Annotated in this window: 11 protein-coding genes and 1 pseudogene; 7 read left to right on the forward strand and 5 right to left on the reverse strand. The window is 51.2% G+C overall.

Going from position 1 to position 22560, the window contains the following annotated elements:
• Positions 1–290: 290 nt before the first annotated feature.
• The gene (locus ACYVB1_RS04660) at positions 291–2039 is read left to right on the forward strand and encodes an ABC transporter ATP-binding protein (RefSeq protein ID WP_460921081.1); all 1749 of its coding nucleotides are present in this window, start codon (positions 291–293) and stop codon (positions 2037–2039) included.
• A 14-nt stretch (positions 2040–2053) separates the two neighbouring features.
• On the opposite strand, the gene ACYVB1_RS04665 is transcribed toward ACYVB1_RS04660, so the two are convergent.
• A complete protein-coding gene (locus ACYVB1_RS04665; protein WP_460921083.1) occupies positions 2054–2983 on the reverse strand; it encodes a glutaminase in 930 nt (309 codons plus the stop codon).
• Between the two features lie 355 nt (positions 2984–3338).
• Between ACYVB1_RS04665 and ACYVB1_RS04670 the strand changes: the two genes are divergently transcribed.
• Positions 3339–4010, forward strand: coding sequence for a hypothetical protein (locus ACYVB1_RS04670; protein ID WP_460921085.1), 672 nt, complete (start codon positions 3339–3341; stop codon positions 4008–4010).
• A gap of 606 nt (positions 4011–4616) precedes the next feature.
• Here ACYVB1_RS04670 and ACYVB1_RS04675 read toward each other — a convergent pair.
• From ACYVB1_RS04675 to ACYVB1_RS04690, 4 genes are all read right to left on the reverse strand, one after another.
• Entirely contained in the window at positions 4617–5564 is a 948-nt protein-coding gene (locus ACYVB1_RS04675) for a PorP/SprF family type IX secretion system membrane protein (protein ID WP_460921087.1), read from the reverse strand.
• 25 nt (positions 5565–5589) lie between these two features.
• Entirely contained in the window at positions 5590–14043 is an 8454-nt protein-coding gene (locus ACYVB1_RS04680) for a T9SS type B sorting domain-containing protein (protein WP_460921089.1), read from the reverse strand.
• An 813-nt stretch (positions 14044–14856) separates the two neighbouring features.
• Positions 14857–15174: a hypothetical protein gene (locus ACYVB1_RS04685; protein ID WP_460921091.1), complete on the reverse strand. Its 318-nt coding sequence runs from the start codon at positions 15172–15174 to the stop codon at positions 14857–14859.
• Positions 15146–16672, reverse strand: coding sequence for a hypothetical protein (locus ACYVB1_RS04690; protein WP_460921093.1), 1527 nt, complete (start codon positions 16670–16672; stop codon positions 15146–15148). Before ACYVB1_RS04690 ends, ACYVB1_RS04685 begins: the two co-directional genes overlap by 29 nt.
• 218 nt (positions 16673–16890) lie before the next feature.
• On the opposite strand from ACYVB1_RS04690, the gene ACYVB1_RS04695 reads away from it, so the two are divergent.
• From ACYVB1_RS04695 to ACYVB1_RS04715, 5 genes and pseudogenes are all read left to right on the forward strand, one after another.
• Positions 16891–17049, forward strand: a complete 159-nt coding sequence (locus ACYVB1_RS04695; RefSeq protein WP_460921095.1) for a hypothetical protein — start codon at positions 16891–16893, stop codon at positions 17047–17049.
• Positions 17050–17232: 183 nt separating this feature from the next.
• On the forward strand, positions 17233–18057 hold the full coding sequence (locus ACYVB1_RS04700; protein ID WP_460921097.1) for a sugar phosphate isomerase/epimerase family protein: 825 nt from the start codon (positions 17233–17235) through the stop codon (positions 18055–18057).
• Positions 18058–18163: 106 nt separating this feature from the next.
• Entirely contained in the window at positions 18164–19060 is an 897-nt protein-coding gene (locus ACYVB1_RS04705) for an alpha/beta hydrolase (RefSeq protein WP_460921099.1), read from the forward strand.
• A gap of 243 nt (positions 19061–19303) precedes the next feature.
• Entirely contained in the window at positions 19304–20920 is a 1617-nt protein-coding gene (locus tag ACYVB1_RS04710) for a carboxylesterase/lipase family protein (protein WP_460921101.1), read from the forward strand.
• Between the two features lie 6 nt (positions 20921–20926).
• A pseudogene (locus tag ACYVB1_RS04715) lies at positions 20927–22479 on the forward strand (carboxylesterase/lipase family protein).
• The last annotated feature ends 81 nt before the right edge of the window (positions 22480–22560 follow it).

A 22560-nucleotide genomic window follows, 5' to 3' on the forward strand; every position in this document is an offset into this window, starting at 1 on the left:
GTGCTTTTGCTGCAGGTTGATAACCTAAAGAATCCATGAGTTTAAATAATTAGCCCTGGCTAGCTGTGCTGGTCAGGGCTAATTATTTAAACAGGTTGCTTTGCCTGTACGACCCGTGTTTTCTGAAATGCAGGTTTTATATGCTTGTGAGCCGTTTCTAATTATTGATAGCCTGAGCCGCTCTTATTGCCGTGCTAACAAAAACACTTAACTTGCTTCGGTTCAGTTTACGCCTTCCGGAGACGAATCTACATTCGGATTAACGTTACCATCACTGCCTGATTCCATAAATGCCAAAATCAAAAAAGCTTCAGAACGTAACCCTTGGTCATGTTTTCAAGACCATTGTCTGGCCCAGAAAGAAGTACCTTGCGATTGGGCTGGTGCTTATTATCATCAGCCGGCTGGCAGGTCTTGTTTTGCCTGGAGCCAGCAAATACCTGATAGACGATGTGATACCGAACGGGGACAGGAGCATGCTCAAGTGGCTGATACTGGCTGTGGTCGCTGCTATTGTCATTCAGTCCGTTACTTCTTTTGCCCTGACACAAATACTGAGTGTGGAGGCGCAGCACCTCATTTCGCAGTTAAGGGCGAAGGTGCAGCGGCACATTATCCGGCTGCCTATCCGCTTCTTCGACAATACCAAAACCGGCGAACTGGTGTCCCGGATTATGACGGATGTGGAAGGAGTAAGAAACCTGGTAGGAACCGGTTTCGCCCAGATGATAGGAGGTATAATCACGTCGCTTATCTGCCTGGTACTGCTTATCGTTATCAGCCCGCTGATGACCCTTTATGTGTTGGTACCCGTTGCTATTTTCGGAGTTATCTCCCTTAAAGCCTTTGGTAAAATAAGGCCCATATTCAGGGAACGCGGTGTGATTAATGCCGAAGTAACTGGCAGGCTGACAGAGACGCTGGGCGGCGTGCGGGTGATAAAAGGATTTAATGCGGAGGCGCAGGAAATTAAAACATTTGAGGATGGCGTAAACCGACTTTTCCTGAACGTGAAAGAGAGTTTGATCACCACCAGCCTGGTGACCAGTTCGGCAACCCTGCTGTTAGGCTTGGCTTCTGCAGGCATCATGGGCATTGGTGGTTCCCTGATTATGAACGGTGAACTGACTTTCGGGGACTTTCTGGCCTTTACGCTGTACCTGGGTTTCATGATTGCGCCTATCCTCCAGATGAGCAACATCGGGAGCCAGTTAACGGAAGCATTTGCAGGACTTGACCGTACAGAAGAGATTCTGAACATGCCCATGGAGGAGGATGGCGGACACAGAACCCTGGCGCTGGAGCATATAAAGGGGGATATCGTTTTCGACAAGGTGTCTTTTGCTTATGAACCGGGAAAAGAAGTGGTAAAATCTATCCGCTTTAAAGCACCTGCAGGCTCTGTCACGGCTTTGGTCGGCACCTCCGGATCTGGTAAAACCACCATTGCCGGACTGGCTGCTTCTTTCCTGAACCCTATTAGTGGCACCATTACCGTGGACGGCTATGACCTGCAGAAAATAAGTCTCCGGAGCTATAGAAGCAAGCTGGGGGTTGTGTTGCAGGACGACTTTTTATTTGAGGGCACGATACGGGAAAACATCCTTTTTCCCCGCCCTGATGCCACGGAGGCACAGCTGATGCAAGCTGTGCAGGCGGCACACGTGCAGGAATTTACCGACCGTTTTGAGGATGGCTTGAATACCCTGATTGGCGAGCGTGGCGTGAAGCTATCCGGCGGACAGAGGCAACGCATTGCTATTGCCAGGGCCGTGCTGGCCGACCCGCGCATCCTGATACTGGATGAGGCCACCTCCAACCTGGATACGGAAAGCGAGGCCCTTATACAGGCCAGCCTGAAAACCCTGATGCAGGGCCGCACCACTTTCGTCATCGCTCATCGCCTCAGCACCATCCGGCAGGCCGACCAGATTCTGGTAATTGAACAAGGGAACATAGCCGAGCAAGGAAAGCATGAGGAGCTCCTGGAAAAGAAAGGGCGGTACTATGAGCTATATACCTACCAGGCGAGGATTTAGCGGGTAAAGAAGCATTAGAAAATAGAATACCCTGTGAGCGTTGTTAGTCTTTCCAGGGCTGCCATTCCCAGTTCGGAGTTTCCTTTAGGGTTGAGCGGCGGACTCCACACGGCTACGGCATAATGGTTAGGGTGTACGGCCACAATCCCTCCGCCCACACCACTTTTGCCTGGTAAGCCCACTTCGAAAGTAAATTCGCCTGCTTCATCGTAAAACCCGCAGGTCTGCATGAGGGCGTTGATGCGCTTTACCTGCTTTCCGGTGAGAAACTGGCGCTCTGAGTTCAGTAGATTGCCCTGGTTGGCAAAAACAATGAAAGCCCTGGACAGTTCTTTACAGGACATGTCGATGGAGCACTGGTGAAAGTAAAAATCCAGCACCTCTTCCACGTCATTCCGGATGTTCCCGAAGGACTTTAAATAATTGACCATGGCAATGTTCCGATAACCTTCCGACCTTTCTGACTCAGCAACAACCTCGTTATAAGCAATGGTGTCGATTCCGGTTAGCTCGTGCAGAAAAGTAAGAAAGGCCGCTTTCGGATTACTGAAAGAGGAAACCAAAACATCCGCTACCACAAGCGCCCCGGCATTGATAAAAGGGTTACGGGGTATGCCACCGTTGTCTTCCAGCAGGGAAAGTGAATTGAACTTGGCTCCGGATGGCTCTACACCCACCCGCTTCCAGAGGTCATCGTCTATTATTTTCATGGCAAGGGCCAGAGAGAAAACTTTGGAAATACTCTGAATGGAAAAGCACTCGTCGCTGTCGCCAAAGCAAAAACTTTCCCCCTCCAGGTTGTAAAGGTGCATCCCGAATTTACCAGGTGACACCTTGGCCAGTTCAGGAATGTAAGAGGCTACTTTCCCGGAAACTTTTACATCAGAGAGCTCACGCTGAATCTGGGTTAGTATTTTTTGATAATCTATTGTGCTTACTGTCATTATTTAACTTAATCGCAAGATGTATGTGCCTTACAGCTCCTGCTGTTTCTACTCCTTTACACGAAGGAGTGTTTTCCTTTGCCTAATAGTCAAGAAAACCATTAGCCAGTCGTAAGGCTTTTGGGGATATGACCAAGAGGGGGTGCAGGTTCTAAGAAGGATAACGCAAACCTATCAGGAGGCAGAACAGGGAAAAAAGCTTGTGAAGCATTGGCCGTTGCTGCACAATTAGGCAGTAACCGGTGGCCTCCCTGTTTCGGTCCATATCATCAGCGGGAGGGAAGAAATTAAACCGGGAAAACCTGGCTCCCGTTTATATAGAGAAGCATTTATTAATTAAACCTAAAGAAAAACTATGGACAGACGAAACAGAGACCGTTACGATCGCGACGACTACGGACGCGACTATGGAAATTATGATGACTACAGAAACGACGAACACTATCACAGCGCAAGAAACCTGACCGACCAGTTCGAGCAGGAATACCGGCGCCACAGGGGCGGCCAGAGAGATGACCGGTACCGCATGGAGCACTCCTATCACGAAGGGGATATGGGAGACTTTTACGAGCGGCGCGAGAGAGAAATGGGGCGCGGCTACCGCGACTACTCCGATAACCAGCGAAATGACTGGGACAGAAACAGAACTTACTCAGATAACTACAACCGCGACTGGGACAACTACAGCTACAGGAACAACCTGGATGATTTCCGGGTTGAACGGGACAGTTACAGGCCAGACCGTGACAAAAGCGAAGAGTACCTCAACAGGCGACAGAGATACGGTCCATCAGACCGCTACAACGATTACGACAGAGAAAATGACTACAGAAGTAGAGGAACCGGACGAAATGATTATTTCGGCGAAGGAGACTACGACAGAACCGACCGCTATGGTGAAAGAGGCTACGGCGGCACAAACTATTCTGGCGACTTCGGAACGAGACGTGGCGAGTACGGCCGTGGCCGTGGCAGCAGAGTAGGAGACGGCTGGCTTGATACAGACCGGCGTAGAGATGAGTTTTAGGAAATATGATCTCTGGGAAATCAAACAGAACAGCCGTTGCTCTTCAGCAACGGCTGTTCTGTTATTAGGTACTGTTGGTACAGGCGTGCAGCGAGGTTCCTGGCAGGTGTATTTTTTACATCGAAGGAAAAATACCAGGACTGCTGTTACAGGTTACCCGGATCTAAAAAAAGCACTTATACAAATATAGCCTTATTTGAAACTGGCGATGCACCTGCACCAGTTTCTAAAGCTCTCCCACTGGCACAAACCTTCAGCGTAGCGAGTCTGATGCCTGCTGCTGCGCAGGCACGTCCTCAGGCGCACGGCAACAGCCTGCCTGTACCCCTTTGCCGGCTTCTTTCCTCAGCCACCCACAGTAACCGTTGTGTCGCCGGTTATGGGGCTAAACTCAAAAGTGGGAACCTTGCTAGCCGTGTACCTGCCCGGCGAGCCGCTGCAGCAGGCGGAGGAGTAGCATTCTTTTATCCGCTAAGAACGCGAAGGGTTACGCAAGGCTGCGAAGTGGGGGCATGCTTCCTGGTAAGTCAGAAAAAAGTAAACCTCCGGCGCTAAAAGCACCGGAGGTCTCTTTATTGAAGTTTGTTTTGGCCTGAGCCTGTCAGGCTATTGCAGGCGGAAGCCTAAGGTAATTTCATGTGAGCCGGCGCTGTAGTGCCGCATGCGGGACACGGTGATGTCGTAAGAGTAGCTCAGCTCATACTGGTCCATGAACTGCACCCCCAGGATGCCTACCAGGGCATCCTCGGTACGGTACGAAATGCCGGCCCATACTTTGTCGTTCTGGCCCTTGCGCCTGTTTCTGAAATCGTAGATACCCTTTACATTGATATCGGCCTGCAGGGGAGCCGGGTGGGCGTACTTCAGCAATACAGAGGGCTCGAGCGAGATGTTCCTGTTTATTTCAAAGTTGTACCCACCGGAAACAAACAGGTGCCGGGTCAGGCGGCTGGGCGTCTGTGAGTTTTCAAACTCAAAAATCTTGTTTCCCAGCACCTGGAACAGCGACACCCCAACAAAGAAATCATCGGCATGTAAATAGGTGCCTACGCTCAGGTCAGGCATGAAAGCCGTTCCATTGCCCCCGCTTGTTACGGGGTCGCGCTCGTTGGAGCCGTTGGCCAGCTGAATTTTGTTTGCGTAGAAGCTGTACTGCTGCACCCCCGCAAACAGGCCCGAAGACAAAAACATGGTTCTGGTCAGCGGTACGTGGTAAGCATAGGACAGCATGACACCTGTTCTGCTGGTAGGGCCGGTCACATCCTTGTATATATAACCGCCGGCGCCGTGGTAGGGCTTGGGTTTTATTCTGCCCCTGCGCCTGTCTTTAAACAGCTCCGCTTCACCGCTCAGGTAGAAGGTAGAGGGTGCCCCCTCAAACCCTACCCATTGGTTGCGGTATCCCGCCTTAAAGTTCATGTTTCTGTCGTAGCCTGCCACGGCTGGGTTGACCAGGAAATAATTGGTCATGTACTGGCTGTACAAGGCTTTCTGCTGCGCCACAGCACTCGAGGCAAGCAGCAGAAAGAGGAAAAGTATATTAAATTTTTTCATAACGATTCAATAAAAGTAAATGAGCTTAGCGCATGATGGTCAAAGACTTCTTCAGAGGAGCACGGCCATCGCCCAACTCCACAATGCAGTAATAAGTACCGTCCGGAAGGTTTTTGCCGTTGTAGGTACCGTCCCACTCCGTGTTGTAGCCGAATGATTCAAACACCAGGCTGCCCCAGCGGTTGTACACGGTTACTCTGCAGCGAGGGTAGAGCCTGGACAGGTTCTTGATTTCCCATCTGTCGTTTATTCCGTCTCCGTTTGGCGTAAACCCGTTCGGAACTTCAATGTCGTCAATGGCCTCAATGGTAAAGGTGACTTCGGTGGTACAGCCGCTCGCGTCTTTCACCAGCAGCGTGTGGGTGCCGCCGCTGAGGTTGTTGAGTGCTGTGCTGGTGGTAAAGTTGCCGTTATCCAGTTTATAGGTATAAGGTGCCACGCCGCCTGATACTGAGGTGACAGAAGCACTGCCTACATTCTCCTGGCCATAGGTTTTTGTGAGCACAGTTACCGTAGCTCTGATTTCCTCAGGTCCTTTCACCTCTACCGTTCCGAGGCTGATAGAGCAGGTGGCAGAGAACCTGGTGATGACCTGGTAAACGCCTTTCGGCAGGTTTGTGAATACGGCTTCTTTTTGCCAGCTGGTCCCGTTGTTGATGCTGTACGCTGTCTCCTCTGATGTGCCTGTTGCCGTAATAGCAATCTCACCGTCAGCTGCTGCAAAGCACGTTTCGTCTTTTACATGCGCCAGTGTGCTGCTTACCATTTCCACCTCCACTGAAGTTGTGATGCTGCAGTTGCCTGCATCTTTTACCATAAGCTCATACAAGCCTGGGACTACATCTGTGAAGGTGGAGGAGGTGGAGAAGTTCACGCCATCCAGGGAATAGGTGTAAGGCGCGGTTCCGCCGGTCACGTTTTCCACAAGTACCTGCCCGTTGCCCTGTTCGCAACCTGCCGGCATAACTTTTACCTGCAGGTCTGCCAGTGGCGCACCGCTGTTGATGGTTGTTTCCTGCATATAAACACAGCCTTCTGCATCTTTCACAAACACCTGGTAGCTACCGGCGGCAAGGTTCGTAAACATGGCCTGCTCCTGGTAGGTAGTGCCGTCGATGCTGAAAGTGTAAGGGCTTCTGCCACCGCTGATGTTGCTGATAGAAATGCTTCCGTCTGCATTGCCACAGCTTGTGCCTGTGGTAGTAGCTGTAAAGGAACTGGCTCCTGAAGTGCTTGTAACTTCCTGTGTGCGGGTAAGCGTGCAGCCTGCGGCATCTTTCACTGTAACCGTGTAGCTGCCAACCGCCAGGTTCTCGAATAGTGCCGCTGCCTGGAAGGCGCCGCCGTTAATGCTGTAAGCGAACGGTTCTGTTCCACCTGTTACCGATGTCACCGTAATCGTGCCGTTGCTTGTGGTGCAGCCAGACGGTGTGGCGGCAAGTGCCGCCTCCTGCAAGCCGTAAGAGCGAACAGCAACGGTTGTGGTGGTGGTACAGTTGTTGGCGTCTTTCACGTACACCTGGTACTCCTGTGCAGCCAGCCCTGTGAAAGTAGTTCCAGGCTGGTAGTTCGTGCCATCCAGCGAGTAAGTGTAAGGAGCAGTACCGCCCGTTACCTCACCTACTGTAATGCTGCCGTCGTTGCCGGCACAGGTAGCAGCCTCTGAGGTTGCTGCCAGTGCTGAAGGTCCTGCAACGCCCGTAATAGTGAAGCCCTTGTTGAACGTACAGCCGTTGGCGTCTTTTACCGTGATGGTATACTCGCCTGCTGCCAGCCCGGCAAAGGTAGTTGCAGCCTGGAAGCTGTTGCCGTCTTTGCTGTAAGTATAAGGTGCCACACCGCCTGCTACTTCACCTACTGTTAGCTCTCCGTTCGGTCCGCAGTAGGCCGGAGTGGTACTGGCCGTGAAATTTGTCGGGCCGTCCTGGTTCTCTACTACCGTTTGCTTTTCGAAAATACAGCCATTTGCATCTTTCACCGTGATGGTGTATTCGCCTGCTGCCAGCGCTGTAAAAGTTGCAGCGTTCTGGAAATTGGTGCCGTTGATGGAGTAGCTGTATGGTGCTGTGCCACCTGTTACGGCACTAATGCTGATTTGCCCGGTGCTGTTGCCGCAGGTAGAGGAGGAGGCCAGGAGTTCTGCGTCGCTTGGTCCTGCCACGTCTTCTACCTCTACTGTTTTTGTGGTGCTGCAGCCGTTAGCGTCTTTTGTAGTGATATGATATGTTCCGGCTGCCAGGTTGCTGAAGGTGCCGGTAGCCTGGAAGTTTTCGCCATCAATGCTATAGGTATAAGGGGCTACTCCTCCGGTTACGCCACTTGCTGTTACCCGACCGTTGCTGTTGCCACAGGTAGCAGCCTGCGCGGTCGCTGTAAAGGCAGGGCCTGCTGCATCGCTTAACTGCACCCGGTCTGTATACACACAGCCATTGGCATCCTTCACGCTTACCGCATACACTCCCGCAGCCAGTGCTGTGAAAGTAGCGGTAGGCCGGAAGTTTTCGCCATCGATGCTGTAGGTATAAGGGGCAGTGCCACCTGCAACACCCGTAATGGTAAACTGCCCGTTGCTGTCGCCGCAGGTAGAGGCAGTGCTGGTGCTGGTGAAGCTGGTTGGAACGTTTTTGCCTACCGTTACCTCTGTGCTGGTTGTACAGCCGTTAGCGTCTTTAGCCGTCAGCGTGTAGGTGCCGGAGGCCACTCCTGCAAAAACAGTTTCAGACTGTAAGCTGGTGCCATTGATGGAGTAAGTGTAAGGAGCCGTTCCGCCTGTTACGGTGCCTGCCGTAATGGTGCCGTCGTTGTCGGCACAAGTGGCAGGTCGGGAACTGGCTGTTACTGCTGTAGGGCCGGCTATGTTGGCTATAGTGAAGTTCTTCACGAACGTACAGCCGTTGGCATCTTTTACCGTGACGGTATGCTGGCCAGCTGCCAGGTTGCTGAAGGTAGCACTAGCCTGGAAGCTTCCGCCGTCGATGCTGTAGGAATAAGTTGCTGTTCCACCGGTTACACCCGTTATGGTAAGTGCTCCGTTGCTGCCGCCGCACGTGCTTGAGGTCAGGCTGGCAGCGAGGTCAGTTGGACCAGCCACATCCGTTACAGTTATCTCCCTGCTGATGGTACAGCCGTTCCTGTCTTTCACCGTTACGGTGTAGCTGCCCGCGCGAACTGCTTCAAAAACCGCATCATCCTGGAAGTTGCTGCCGTCGATGGAGTAGGCGTATGGAGCTGTTCCGCCTGTTACGTTACTCGCTGTAATGGCGCCATTGCTGCGGCCGCAGGAAGAAGAGGAGGACGCCACGGTAAAGTCTGTCGGGCCTGGTATGTTTTCCAGTTCTACAGAAACAGTGCGCTCGCAGCTGTTGGCATCTTTCACTGTAATAGTGTAAGCACCCGCAGCCAGGCCGCTGAAAGTAGTTGCATCCTGGAAGTTAACACCGTCCTTGCTGAACTGGAACGGAGCTTTTCCGCCTTCTATGTCGCTGATGGTGATGCGTCCGTTGCTGTTACCGCAGGTAGAGGACTGTGCTGTGGCAACAAAGGTTGGGGCAGCCTGATCGGTAAACACTACTTCCTCTGTGTGCACGCAGCCATTCCTGTCTTTCACGGAAACGGTATAGGTACCGGCAGCAAGTGCTGTGAAGGTAGCGGAAGACTGGTAGGCCCCGCCGTTGAGGGCATAAGTATAAGAAGCCGTACCACCTGTGACACCCGTTACTGTTATCTGTCCGTTGCTGTTGCCACAGGTAGATGCTGTCGCAGCAGCCACTAAGTCAGATGGGCCGGAAATATTGTTTACCTGCACCTGCTTGCTGAACGTACAGCCTCTGGCATCTTTTACCGTGATGGAATGAGAACCGGCAGACAGCGCTGTGAACGTGGCAGCCTCCTGGAAGTTAACACCGTCCTTGCTGTAGGTGTACGGGGCTGTGCCTCCTGTTACTCCCGTAATGGTTATCTGCCCATCGTTGCTGCCGCAGGTAGCGGAAACCGTTGTACTGGCGAAGTTAGTTGGCGTCACTTTCGTTACCGTCACCTGTGTGCTGACAGTACAGCCTTTGGCGTCTTTGGCTGTCAGCGTGTAGGTGCCGGAGGCTACTCCTGCAAAAACAGTTTCAGACTGGAAGTTGGTGCCGTTGATGGAGTAAGTGTAAGGTGCTGTTCCGCCAGTTACAGCGCCTGCCGTAATGGTGCCGTCGTTGTTGGCGCAGGTGGCAGGCTGAGAAGTAGCTGTTGCTGCCGTTGGGCCGGCAATGTTGCTTATCGTGAAGCCCTCTGCATAGGTACAGCCGTTAGCGTCTTTTACTGTAATGGTATAGTCTCTGGCTGCCAGGTTTGCAAAAGTTGTAGTCTCCTGGAAGTTCGTACCATCAATACTGTAGCTGTAAGGCGCTGTTCCGCTGGTGACACCCGTTACTTCCAGTTTTCCGTTGGCGCTGCCGCAGGTGGAGGAAGTGTTGGTGACAGTGAGGTCAGCCGGGCCAGGTCTGTTCTCTATCGTTACCTTTCTGGCTACTGTACAGTCTTTGGCATCCTTTACCGTGATGGTGTATTCGCCAACTGCCAAGCCTGTAAAAGTACTGTTACCATGGAAAGCAGCGTTGTTGAGGGAGTAGGTGTAAGGGGCTGTTCCGCCGCTTATTGCCCCTACTTCTATCCTGCCGTTGGAGTTGCCGCAGGTTGCCGCAGCAAAAGTAAGTTCAAAAGCACTTGGTCCGGCAATGTCCTGTACCTCTACTGAAGCAGAGCTACGGCAGCCGTTGTGGTCCTTGATAACGATAGTATAGGTGCCTGCTACCAGGTTACTGAAAGTAGTAGGTTCCTGGAAGTTAGTGCCATCCTTGCTGTAAGTGTATGGGGCAACGCCACCGGACACATTACTGATGCTGATGCTGCCGTTGTTGCCGCCACAGGTGCTGGACTCCGCCGTTGCTGTGAAGGTTGGTCCTGCCACGTTGCCTACCTGTACTGTTTTAGTGTAAGTGCACAGGTTAGCGTCTTTTACCGTTACCCGGTACGAACCTGCTGCCAGGGCCGGGAAGGTAGAAGAAGTCTGGAAGTTGGTGCCGTCCTTGCTGTAGGTATAAGGAGCGGTGCCTCCTGTGACACCCGTAATTGTGAATTGTCCGTTGCTGTCGCCGCAGGTAGAGGCAGTAACGCTGGCGGTAAAGTTGGTTGGCGTCACTTTCGTTACCGTCACCTGTGTGCTGACAGTACAGCCTTTGGCGTCTTTGGCTGTCAGCGTGTAGGTGCCGGAGGCTACTCCTGCAAAAACAGTTTCAGACTGGAAGCTGGTGCCGTTGATGGAGTAGGTGTAGGGAGCTGTTCCGCCAGTTACAGCGCCTGCCGTAATGGTGCCGTCGTTGTTGGCGCAAGTGGCAGGTTGGGAACTGGCTGTTACTGCTGTAGGGCCCGCAATGTTGTTTACTACAAACTCCCGCACCACTGTACACTCGAGGCGGTCCTTCAGGGTGATGGTGTAGGTGCCTGCTGCCAGGCCGCTGAATATTTTACTGTCCTGGTACGTAGCGCCACCGTCTTTGCTGAACCTGAAAGGAGCAGCGCCACCTGTTGTTTCAGTAACTGTTATTTCGCCGTTGCTGCCACCGCAGGTAGCGGCCTTCACAGTTGCGGCGAAATCAGTAGGAGCGTTAGGGTCAGGTATATTTAGGGTTTCACTATAGATACAGCCGTTCTTGTCTTTTACAAATACAGTATATTCTCCCGGGGCTAAACCGCCAAAGGTGTTGAAAGACTGGTAAGGAGTGCCGGTCCTGGCGTACATATATTCACCGGTGCCGCCTGTTACACCGGTAACCCGGAAATAGCCGTTGCGCTGGTCGCAGGTAGGAGCGAAAACCTGCAGTTCTACATCTGTTGGCCCTGCTATGTCTCCTACTTCTACTGTTGTAGTGCCCAGGCAGCCATTGGCATCCTTTGCTGTAATAATGTAGGTGCCTGCTGCCAGGCCGCTGAACGTTTTGCTGTCCTGGTATACAACACCATCCTTGCTGTAGGTATAGGGGCCTACGCCACCTGTAACAGTGCCGACCGAGATACTGCCGTTGCTGCTACCGCAGGTGGAAGATGTTGCTGTAGCTGTGAACTCTGGCCCTGCTACGTTGCCTACTGCTACTGCCTCGGCATAGGTACATCCGTTTCCATCTTTTACAGTGATGGTATGAGTGCCAGCTGCCAGGCCTGTGAAGGTAGCGGAAGCCTGAAAATCAACACCGTTTTTGCTATAAGAATACGTGCCGGTGCCGCCGCTAACACCTGTTACCGTAATCTGGCCGTTACTGGAACCACAGGTGGTGGCTGTTACGGACGCCGTCAGGTTCGTTGGTCCTGCTATATTGTTTACCTGCACCTGCTTGCTAAATGTACAACCCTTTGCATCTTTAACAGTGATGGTGTGCGTGCCAGGCAACAGGTTCCGGAGTGTAGCTGAGCTCTGGAAGTTGGTGCCGTCCTTGCTGTATGTATAAGAAGCGGTGCCTCCTGTTACGCCGGTAACGGTTACCTCCCCGTTGTTGCTGCCGCAGGTGGCGGAAGTGGCGGTGGTGGTAAAGTTGGTCGGTACGTTGGGGGTAATGGTGACAGAGGTCGTGATCGTACACTGGTTAGCGTCTTTCGCTGTCAAGGTATAGGTTCCTGCGGCAAGCCCTGAAAAGGTCGTCTCCTCCTGGAAATTGGTGCCGTTGATAGAGTAGGTATAAGGAGCTTTTCCGCCTGTTACAGCACCTGCTACAATAGAGCCGTCGTTGTTCAGGCAGCTGGCAGGTTGCATGGTAGCGGCCACAGCCGTAGGTCCAGCTATGTTGGTTAAGGTAAAAGAACTGGCAAATGTACAGCCGTTGGCATCTTTCACGGTAATGGTATACGTTCCTGCTGCCAGACCCGTGAAGGTAGTGGCGCTCTGGAAATCAGTGCCGTTTCTGCTGTACGTGTATGGTGCGGTGCCACCTGTTACGCCGGTGATGTTAATTTCGCCGTTGCTGTTGCCACAGGTGGAAGACTTGACCGCAGCCACCATTGAGGACGGGCCTGCCGCCTCAGTTATGGTGATGTCTTTTGTGATGGCACAGCTTTGTCCGTCGGTTACAGTAACGGAGTAAGTTCCGGCTGGCTTATTGTGAATAGATGCCGTTGTTTCTCCCGTGCTCCAGCGGTACTGCAGGGTGCCTTGTCCGCCTGTTACGGTGGCGGTGATACTGGCTGTGGAGCCGCCACAGACTACATTGGGTCCCGAGAGGCTAACAGCCATTGGGTAGAAATTAATCAGTACTTCGTCGCTCACGGCTGAACAGGAACCGTTTCCGGTTGAGGTCAGCGTAAGTCTTACGGAGCCTGCGCTTACGTCAGCAGCGGAAGGAGTATAAGTGGCATTCAGAGCAGTTCTGTCAGAAAATGTTCCGCTACCGCCACTCCAGATTCCGCCGGTTGCCGCCGTAACGGTACCTGCCAGCTGCACCGGGTTCTGATAGCAGACCAACTGGTCCGGCCCTGCATTCGCGGTCAGGTTTGTTACCACATTCACAGAAGCAGAGAACTCCTGGCAATTCGGATAGTTACTGGTTCTTACTTCCAGTTTGTAAGTTCCGACAGCAGTTGCGTTGTAGTTCAGGTTGTTGCCGACCACATTGCCACTGCCATTTGTCCAGATGTATTCAAAGTTGCCATCACCACCTGTTACATTGCCTAACAGCGCGACACTGCTGCCGCCGGGGCATATAATCGCCGGGTCCGGACCGATGATAACTACCGGGGGAGGGTAGAAGAACACCCGAACAATGTCGCAGTAAGGTAGCGTCGCGCATGAAGAAGTTTGTGAGCTGCCGCATACTTCATAATCTACGTAGGCAGGAGCAGTGGCATCAGGAGTAACAACCGGTTTGGCTTTACCGTTGGGGAAGCTCAGGAATTTTTCATATCCCTGCCCTGACACATCTCTCCAGGTGATTGTCTCTTCCCGAAAGGCAGTGGGTGCCTGAAGTTCAGCAGAGCAACCGGTGGTTACTGAAATATCATCTACCGGAGTAAAGGCAGGAATAGACCTGATTTCAAACTTGCCGCTGGCATTACCAGGCATACAGAGCGTCAGTACGTGTGGGCCGGTACCATTAACGCATATAGGCTGCCCTACCGGAATCTGAGGACCACAGTCTATCTGGTATCCCATAGAACCCGAAGGTTCAGGACCACTTAAAATAAGAAACTGCAGTCCTCCTGAATTACTGTTCAGTGTAATATTGAACTGAACACAGTTCTCGTTGTTGGGTGCACCACACAATTGTCCGTTTCTAACCACATTCTCAGATGTCCAGACTCCGTTCGGGTCGGCGGTCAAATCCACATTAAATGTGGGTGTAGTGTTATTCCGTTGCGCATACAGGTTCTGTATGCTTACCAGCTGGAGAAACCACAGCAAGGCAATGGAACAAATCAGACGCAAGGGGGGGCGTAGAGTTGCTGTCATAGGATAAAGTGACATTTAGACTGTTAGGATTTTATTGTATTGTTTTTCGAAAGTAACCTCCCAGTTTTTGGTTGCATACCTGATTAGAATGTGTAACCGTCTAAAAGATTGGTAATTCGATATTTAAATATAGCTATAGTATATATTAAATCTTGTTCTAAAAGAAAAAAAATAAATAATTTAATATTAGTAGTGTAGATATTATTACATGATGGGATTTGATATGATTTTTCCTGTGAAATTGAGAAGGTTTAAAATGACTGAAAGAAGAACCGGGGGTGTTGAATGTCTAAAAACACTCTATTGGAAGCTAAATTTTGCTACATATGAGAAAGAGCACTGTATCCTTTTGTGTATAGGATGTTAATGACAAGTAGCTGGGTTTAGGGAAGTTTGAAGACTAAATAGGGTTGCTGATATAATACAATTGTATGGTTGATTAGGTGAACTTATGCTGCTTTGTTTGTGCTACTGGTGCATAAGTCAAAAGCAGTTCATAACCTCAGGCGCTAAGCGAGATGGAAATATAACGGTGACACCACATTAGCAGGTGCAGGAGGGCAGAAAGGCCGAGTTACAGGGAGAAGGCAGGGAGTGTAGCAGCGGTACAGGAATAAAAGAAGGGGGCTCAGGACGTGCCGATAGCTGTGAATCCAGGTTGAGCTACTGCCACGACACCAGAAAAAATACTTTTTGTAGAGGTACATATTAAAAGGGTAAAACAAAATGACCTCCAAAACAAAAGCCCTGGAGGTCATTGATTATGTCGATGCTGCTTTAGATCTGTAGCCTCTTTCAGGGCGGGGTAATTCGTTATGCCTCTGCCTGCTGTTTCAACCTGGCACATAAAAGCTGGTCTTCGGCCTCCAGCAACTCATCCAGGAATAGCGCCTGTTTCTCCAGGTTTTCGGCGTATATTTCTGATGCTAGCTTCTTATAGTAGCTGATGCCTTTCAGTAACTCCTGCCAAAAGCCCTGCAGGCATTTCTGCTGCTTTGTGGTGAGGGTGTCCGGTTGCTCCTCCTTTTTGTTCTTCCAGTAGTCGATGTACATTCTCTGTTCATTGATGAACATGTGCGGGCGATAGCTTTGGTTAAGGGCATTAAAGCGGCCGTAGATGTGGTCCACCATCTCCTGCAGTTTGAACACGCCCGAAAAAAAAAGCGAGGTTAGGGCCAGGGCAAATCGCAACCGCTTTGGTACTTGCTTTTTTACTGATGCCGGCTACCAGCAGAGCCGTGTTGGCCAGGCCTTCGCAGAGGCATTCTTTTACTAATATCTTCGCTTCCGCTGCCTTATACTCGTCCTGCGGCAGCCCCTGGGCCGCCAACTGTTCCAGTTTGCGGCGCTGGTACTGGCGGGATGCTGTGCAGACAGGTTCTGTAGTGAAATCAGAGTTCGATACCAGGTGCTTCTTTACACAGGGGCTGCCGGGTTTTCCTTTTTCGATGCGGAGGTTTTTTAAGGCTTCGCTGCTGGTGCCGCGCAGCGAGTTAAAAGGCACCCCAAGCGGTGATATAGAACTCAGGTATAAGTCTTCTGCTTTTGCCTTCGATAGCTTCTGCAGGGTTTCCTCATCAACGGTAGTAGCTTCTGGTACCAGCAGGAAAGGTGTGCCCCATCCGGTCGCATCCACTCCGTAGTGCTTTAGCAAAAAGTCTTGCTCTTCTGCTGAGCCAATGCCGCCCTGTACAGTAATTCGTATGTTGGGCACGGTGCGGGGTACATGGGCTCCTTTACTGGCAAGTGCCGAGCAGAACAGGCTGTACAGCTCCACCTGCAAGACCTCCCGGTTTTGTTTAAATTCCTCCAGAATCGGGCCCAGCAGGTAGCCGTCGGTGGCAAAGGCATGGCCGCCACAGTTCAGCCCGGATTCAATCCGAAACTCGGACACCCAAATGCCTTTCTTCGCCATGATTTTTCCCTGCACCAGGGCAGAGCGATAGTCGCTTACTTTGATAATAATTTTTTTGAAGATGTTGCCTTCATTGTCCGGGATAAACTCGGGAAACTGCTCCATATAGCTGAAGAGCCGCATGTTCATGCCCGCAGAAAAAACCACCGCCGACTGCACAGTGCTATTCATAAAACCGCGTAAAGCAGACAGCGCGTCGGAAAACTCCTGCGGCAGCGGCTCTCCGTCTGTGCCGTAGTTTGTCCTGTCCAGCTTCGTCATTATGTTCACATCTATACTTCCGGGCACAATGGCATCGCGCAGTAACTCCTGCATTTCCTCTTTCACAGCCCAATCCTCTTCTTTCAGCATCTGCAGGTATTTCTCTTTCAATGGAGAGTTATCTGGTAATAGTGTAAAATATTTGGTGAGCCTGGTGCCTGGCTCAAATTGCTCTTGTTTTATGCGGACAATCTGCTGTGTTACCAGTTCATCTACCAGGTCCAGGTAAGCTGTGATTCGTCTGGCGCGGAAATCTTTTTCCTTTGTAGAGATAGGTGTAAAAGGTTTTTGATAGATGCCGCTGTAGTATTCCCGCATCTGCTCCAGTAAAGCGTCGTCACTGAGTGACAGCACAGAAGAGATGCCGTACTGCGCCACCTTTAGCGGTGAGTCAATGGAAAATGCCAGGCCCATAATCGGGATATGGAAAGTGTGTAACGATTGCTGTTGCATGGTGATGAATTTGAATTGTACCGTTTTTTGTGCTGCTGGCCCTTAATCGCAAACTGATGTTTACAGGGACGATGTCTGATCGTGCACCATAAGGGCGAAAGCGCATGTGTTTGCTGTTTGTTTCTGCTGGCAAGGTAGCGGCTCCGGAGCAGCATCTGAATGAGTTCTGTCAGTCCTGTAAATGACAAATATCATTTCAGGGATTGACAGGTGCTGAAATGAACATTAATCCAGGCGTGTCGAACGGGGCAACTGAGCGGAACGTGGTTATTTACCACCAGCACCTGCTGCAAGCCCTGGGGTTGCTTAGACGCATGCGAAAAAACTGCTCCTCCTCTGTGTTTAAGCTGGCTTACCAAGGTGCAGGGGCGTATTGACTCTGCTGACTATTAAATGCGATGCAACAGGCTGAGCAGTAAATTCTTATTTAGCATAGAATATTGACATAAAATGCATAGCTTTAGTCAGGCATGTTCGCCTTTTCTCAAGTTGGGCACACTAAAACTAAATTTTACGATATGAGAATTTTGCTTTATGTAGTATTGATATGCTCTTGCGCCTTGACAGGGTTCCGCGCAGAAGCGCAGGAAATTCCAAACTTAGGTATGATGGCATCCCTCGACAAGGACAGCCTGCTATATGCATCCGGTTTTAATATGCAGGGTGAGTCTGTAGGAAGAATGCTAGGGCCTGCCTTGACAGAAGCTGAATTCCAGGCGAACGTGGAGAAAATAAACAAGGCAAAAACAAAGGTGTATGCGTGCAACGTCTTTTTTCCTTCTGATTTAAAGATAGCAGGTCCTGAGGTGGATGAGAAGAAGGTGCTGGATTATGCAGACAAGGTATTTGCGAGAGCGAAAAAGGCAGGGGTGCCAGTCATTGTTTTAGGAAGTGGAGGCGCAAGAAAGCTGCCGGAGAACTACGACTACCAGAAAGCGACAAAAGACTTTACCAAATTAGCCCGTAAAATAGGGCAGGCAGCTAAGAAGCACGGTATTACGGTTGCCTTGGAGAACCTGAACAGCACAGAGACCAATTTCCTGACCACGCTCGAGGAAGCAGCCGGAGTGGTGAAAGGGGCCAATCATCCTAACTTCAGGCTGAATGCCGACATCTACCACATGATGAAGGAGAATGAGCCGCCGCAGCATATCATCGATGCAGGCAATGTAATTGTTTATGTGGAGATAGCGGAGGAGGAGAACCGCACATTGCCCGGCGTGGTGGGTGAAGACTTCAGACCCTATTTCCAGGCTTTGAAATCCATCGGCTACAGTGGCCCCTTGTTTATTGAAGGCAGAGTAAGCGACCCTGAAAAGGAAATACCCCACGCGCACAGGTACTTAACACAGCAACTCCGGGAGGTTTATTTAGGCAGCCAATAGCTCCAAAACTTTCTCTATATTGCTAACAGCAACAATAAGTAATTCAGGGAAGGAGCATTTTGCGAAAATGCTCCTTCCCTGAATTACAAAACCTGATGTAGTAACCATGCCCTTTACCTTACCCAAACCACTGCTTACCTTTTTGTTTGTTTGCTTCTGCTGGATAGGCCTTACCGAAGCATCTCTTGCAGCCAAAGTAGATACACTCGAGATCAAGAGTATGTCTATGCAAAAGATAATCAAGGCAGCCGTGGTAGTTCCTGGCGGATACAAAAAGTCAAAGAAGAGGTACCCGGTGCTCTACCTGCTGCATGGCGGCACCGGCAGTTACCGCGACTGGTTAAGTAAAACACCTGATAAAACGCTGCTCCACCGCCTTGCTGATGAATACAATCTCCTCATCGTTACCCCGGATGCCGGGCCTACCAGCTATTACTTTGACAACCCTTTAGACAAAAGCCGCCAGTACGAGACCTTTATCTCTAAAGAGTTGATAGAAAAAATAGACGCCACCTACCGTACTGTCCAAGACCGGAAGGGGCGCGTTATCGCGGGCCTGTCGATGGGCGGCCATGGAGCTATCTTTCTCTCAGCAAAACACCCGGAGCTCTATTGTGCGGCAGGAAGTATGAGTGGCGTCATGGATATCAACACCGCCACCTGGAAAGTGCCCGCTGAGTTTGCCCAGTTGCGGGCTCAGAATTTTGCTGATTTATTAGGCCCACCTGCAGCTCAGGGACATCCTTATCCAGCGCACACCGCAGTAGGCCTGACAGACCAGATGAAAGCCAATGATGTGAAGCTGATGTTTGACTGTGGTGTGGATGACTTCCTGGTAGAAACAAACCGTGCGTTGCACCGCCTTCTGCTGGCTAACGGAACCCCACACGATTACATCGAAAGGCCCGGCGCCCACACATGGGAGTATTGGGAGAATGCGCTACCCTACCAGGTGCTGTTTCTGCACCGAGCTTTGAAAGACAATGGTGTTGCCATTCCTTAAATCATTACACAGGCCGGGTGCTGCCGAAGCAGAATACTTTAAACGGTTACAACAAGCCTCATTATCGACAAGCGCATAAGCCTCAATTGTTGTTAAAGGCAATATAAAGTTTATGATGTGCCTGGTATTATAGGGTAGAAAATAAATGCCCGTCTTTCAGTGTGTTGTTTTGACATAATGGAAAAGATTCTTATCATTAAGTCAGGATCAGGTATAAACCGATTTATCTTAAAGCAACATCAAATGAAAAAGAAGCTGTTACTCTTCTCGTTCCTGCTGTTAGCGGGACCAATGGCGGTCGTGGGGCAAAAGAAAGCCGATGCCGTTACACCCATCATAGCCAGTGCCGATCAGGCCATTGTGACAACAGAATACGGGAAGGTACGCGGCTATATACATAATGGTATTTTTACTTATAAAGGTATTCCGTATGCCAGGGCCGAACGGTTCCAGGCTGCTCAGAAACCTGCCTCCTGGGAGGGTGTCCGCAGCTCTATGTCTTACGGCCCCGTTTGCCCCACTGATCCTACAACCACCGTCAATGATGCCATTGAATTCCCGTTTCAGCATAACTGGGGCTATACCAATGAGCATTGCCAAAGCCTGAATGTTTGGACGCCCAAGATAAACGACGGGAAAAAGCGGCCCGTTATGGTGTGGCTGCATGGAGGTGGTTTCACCGCCGGATCTTCCGTGGAACTGCCTTCTTACGACGGCAGAAGCCTGGCAACGAAGGGAGACGTGGTGGTAGTAACAGTAAATCATCGACTTAATGTCCTCGGCTTCCTCGACCTCTCTGCTTATGGCGACAAGTACAAAGGATCAGCCAATGCTGGTTTAACTGATTTGCACATGGCCCTGCAGTGGGTGCAGCAAAACATTACCCAGTTTGGAGGCGATCCAAACAACGTCACCATCTTTGGGCAGTCCGGAGGCGGCGGTAAAGTCACCTCATTGATGAATGCCCCTTCAGCGAAAGGCTTGTTCCACAAGGCCATTGTGCAAAGCGGCAGCTACATTACAAAATTCACAGATGCTTCCCTGGCCAGGCGTGTGAGTGCTGCGCTACTGGAAGAACTAAAACTACAGCCAAACCAGGTAGATTCCCTGCAGAAATTACCGTACGAGCGCCTGAACATTGCCAGCAAAAAAGCCATCGCGAAAGTACAAACCGACTTGAAAGCAGAAGGAAAAGCTGCGAATCTGGGATGGGGACCTATTCTGGATGGTGAATTCCTGCCCTACCAGCCAACAGAACCGGCCGCTATTGCGCTTTCAAAAGACATTCCCCTGCTGGTAGGCACTACTAAATCGGAGTTTGCGCCGTTCAATCCGGGAAATCATGGACTGACCATGGCGGCTGCAAAAGCAAACCTGGAGAAAACGTACGGCGATAAGACAAATGCTTATCTGGCGGCGGTAAAAAAAGCCTACCCCGAAACAGCTAAACCTGCTGATTATGTACTCTTCGATTTCAACTTCCGCTCCCTTGCCATTGAGCAGGCGAGCCAGAAGGCGAAGCATGGCACAGCGCCGGTGTACATGTACCTGTTTACCTGGGAATCTCCTGTGCTGGATGGCACCTACAGCTCCATGCACTGTATGGAACTGCCTTTTGTGTTTAATAACATCAGCCGTTGCGAAGAAATGACGGGTGGCGGGAAAGAGGCGCACGCGTTGGCTGACAAGATGAGCCAGGCCTGGATAAACTTTGCCAAATCCGGAAACCCTAATCATAAAGGCCTGCCAAAGTGGCCGGAGTATACGGCCGACAATGGTGCCACCATGCTGTTTGATAATGTAAACGTAGTGAAGAATCACCACGACAAGGAGTTGATACAGGTAGCCACTGCAAAATAAATTCCGATGCAAAGGAGCCTTCACGTAATACCCGCTGTGTTAGCTGTATGTGCCTTCGCCCTGGGCGGCTTTATTTTTTTGAGGCCGGTGCCCGGGGTCATCACAACACAGGCAGGCAAGGTGAGCGGAGTCAGGAACCTGTCCGGCGATGTTGTCAGCTTCAGGGGTATTCCCTTTGCGGCACCACCGGTAGGCGACTTGCGCTGGAAAGCTCCTCAGCCGGTAAAGCCGTGGGCTGGCGTACGCAAGGCCGATGCGTTTGGCCCCAGCCCGATGCAGGCGGAACCAGCGCCCTTCAGTATGTGGTCAGAGGAGTTCCTGATCCCGAAAGAACCTATCAGCGAAGACTGCCTGTACCTGAACGTATGGACGGGTGCCAGATCAGGTAAAGAGAAGCGGCCGGTACTGGTTTGGATCTACGGCGGTGGATTTAACAGCGGCGGTAGCGCAGTGCCCATTTACGATGGAGAAGCCATGGCTCAGAAAGGGATTGTGTTCGTGAGTACTAATTACCGGGTCGGGCCCTTCGGCTTCTTTGCCCATCCTGAACTTACAAAGGAATCAGGAAAGGGTGCCTCAGGAAATTATGGCCTCATGGACCAGATAGCTGCCTTGCAATGGGTGCAGCAAAACATTGCAGCTTTTGGCGGTGATCCTGCCAATGTCACCATTGCCGGTCAATCAGCAGGCGCCATGAGTGTGCATGCGCTGGTGGCTTCGCCACTGGCAAAAGGGCTTTCATTAAAGCAATTGCCCAAAGCGGAGCCAACTTCTCGAGGGGAAGTGTCACCTTGCAGCAGGCGGAAGAAGAGGGGCTAAAAGTAGCGCAAGCCTTCAATGCCCCCTCACTTGCTGCGTTAAGGGACATACCGGCAGCAGCGTTATCAAAGAAAGCACAGGGAACACGCCCTATTGTAGATGGTTGTGTATTGCCTGCTGCCATTCCGGAAATTTTTGCTAGAGGCCGGCAGAACAACGTAGCCCTGCTGACGGGTTGGAACGAAGATGAAGGACTGCTGTTCGGGCCCCTCAAAAGTGCAGCAGATTTCCGGAAAGAGGCGGAAGCACAGTATGGTTCTGAGGCAAACACCTTTCTGCAGTACTACCCGGGTGCCACAGATGCGGAAGCGGCGGCATCGCAGCTGAAAATATCCAGGGATATGATTTTGGGGGTTCAGAATTACACCTGGGCCAATGTGCAAAGTGAGCAGGGGAAGTCTCCGGTATATGTTTATCGTTTTGCCCGAAAGGTTCCGGCAACAGGAGAGTACGTGAAATATGGTGCCTTCCACACCGGCGAGGTGCCTTATGCTTACGACAACCTGAAATTTGTGAATCGCCCCTGGGAGCAGGTAGATCATGCCCTTGCAAAGGTGATGTCTGCTTACTGGGTGAATTTTGCTGCTACCGGTAATCCGAATGGCAAAGGCCTCCCCCAGTGGCCAGCCTACACTACCGGTCAGAGGCAGGTAATGGTTCTGGATAAAAAAGCCGAAGCAAAACCTTTACCGGACGGCGCAGCACTGGATTTCCTGTACAGGCACATGATAAAACAATAGCTTTAAGTATGAGGCTGCTCCTGAACTTTCCCAGTTAAAGTTCTCCGGGTATCCTGGTGTGCACAGGACAGTACAGCACAG

The organism is Pontibacter brevis (assembly GCF_054779655.1).

Coding starts and splice junctions, on each gene's coding strand:
- ACYVB1_RS04675 (WP_460921087.1), bottom strand. CDS start 5,564: ATGAAAAAATTTAATATACTTTTCCTCTTTCTGCTGCTTGCCTCGAGT.
- ACYVB1_RS04705 (WP_460921099.1), top strand. CDS start 18,164: ATGCCCTTTACCTTACCCAAACCACTGCTTACCTTTTTGTTTGTTTGC.
- ACYVB1_RS04680 (WP_460921089.1), bottom strand. CDS start 14,043: ATGACAGCAACTCTACGCCCCCCCTTGCGTCTGATTTGTTCCATTGCC.
- ACYVB1_RS04685 (WP_460921091.1), bottom strand. CDS start 15,174: ATGGTGGACCACATCTACGGCCGCTTTAATGCCCTTAACCAAAGCTAT.
- ACYVB1_RS04665 (WP_460921083.1), bottom strand. CDS start 2,983: ATGACAGTAAGCACAATAGATTATCAAAAAATACTAACCCAGATTCAG.
- ACYVB1_RS04660 (WP_460921081.1), top strand. CDS start 291: ATGCCAAAATCAAAAAAGCTTCAGAACGTAACCCTTGGTCATGTTTTC.
- ACYVB1_RS04690 (WP_460921093.1), bottom strand. CDS start 16,672: ATGCAACAGCAATCGTTACACACTTTCCATATCCCGATTATGGGCCTG.
- ACYVB1_RS04710 (WP_460921101.1), top strand. CDS start 19,304: ATGAAAAAGAAGCTGTTACTCTTCTCGTTCCTGCTGTTAGCGGGACCA.
- ACYVB1_RS04670 (WP_460921085.1), top strand. CDS start 3,339: ATGGACAGACGAAACAGAGACCGTTACGATCGCGACGACTACGGACGC.
- ACYVB1_RS04695 (WP_460921095.1), top strand. CDS start 16,891: ATGAACATTAATCCAGGCGTGTCGAACGGGGCAACTGAGCGGAACGTG.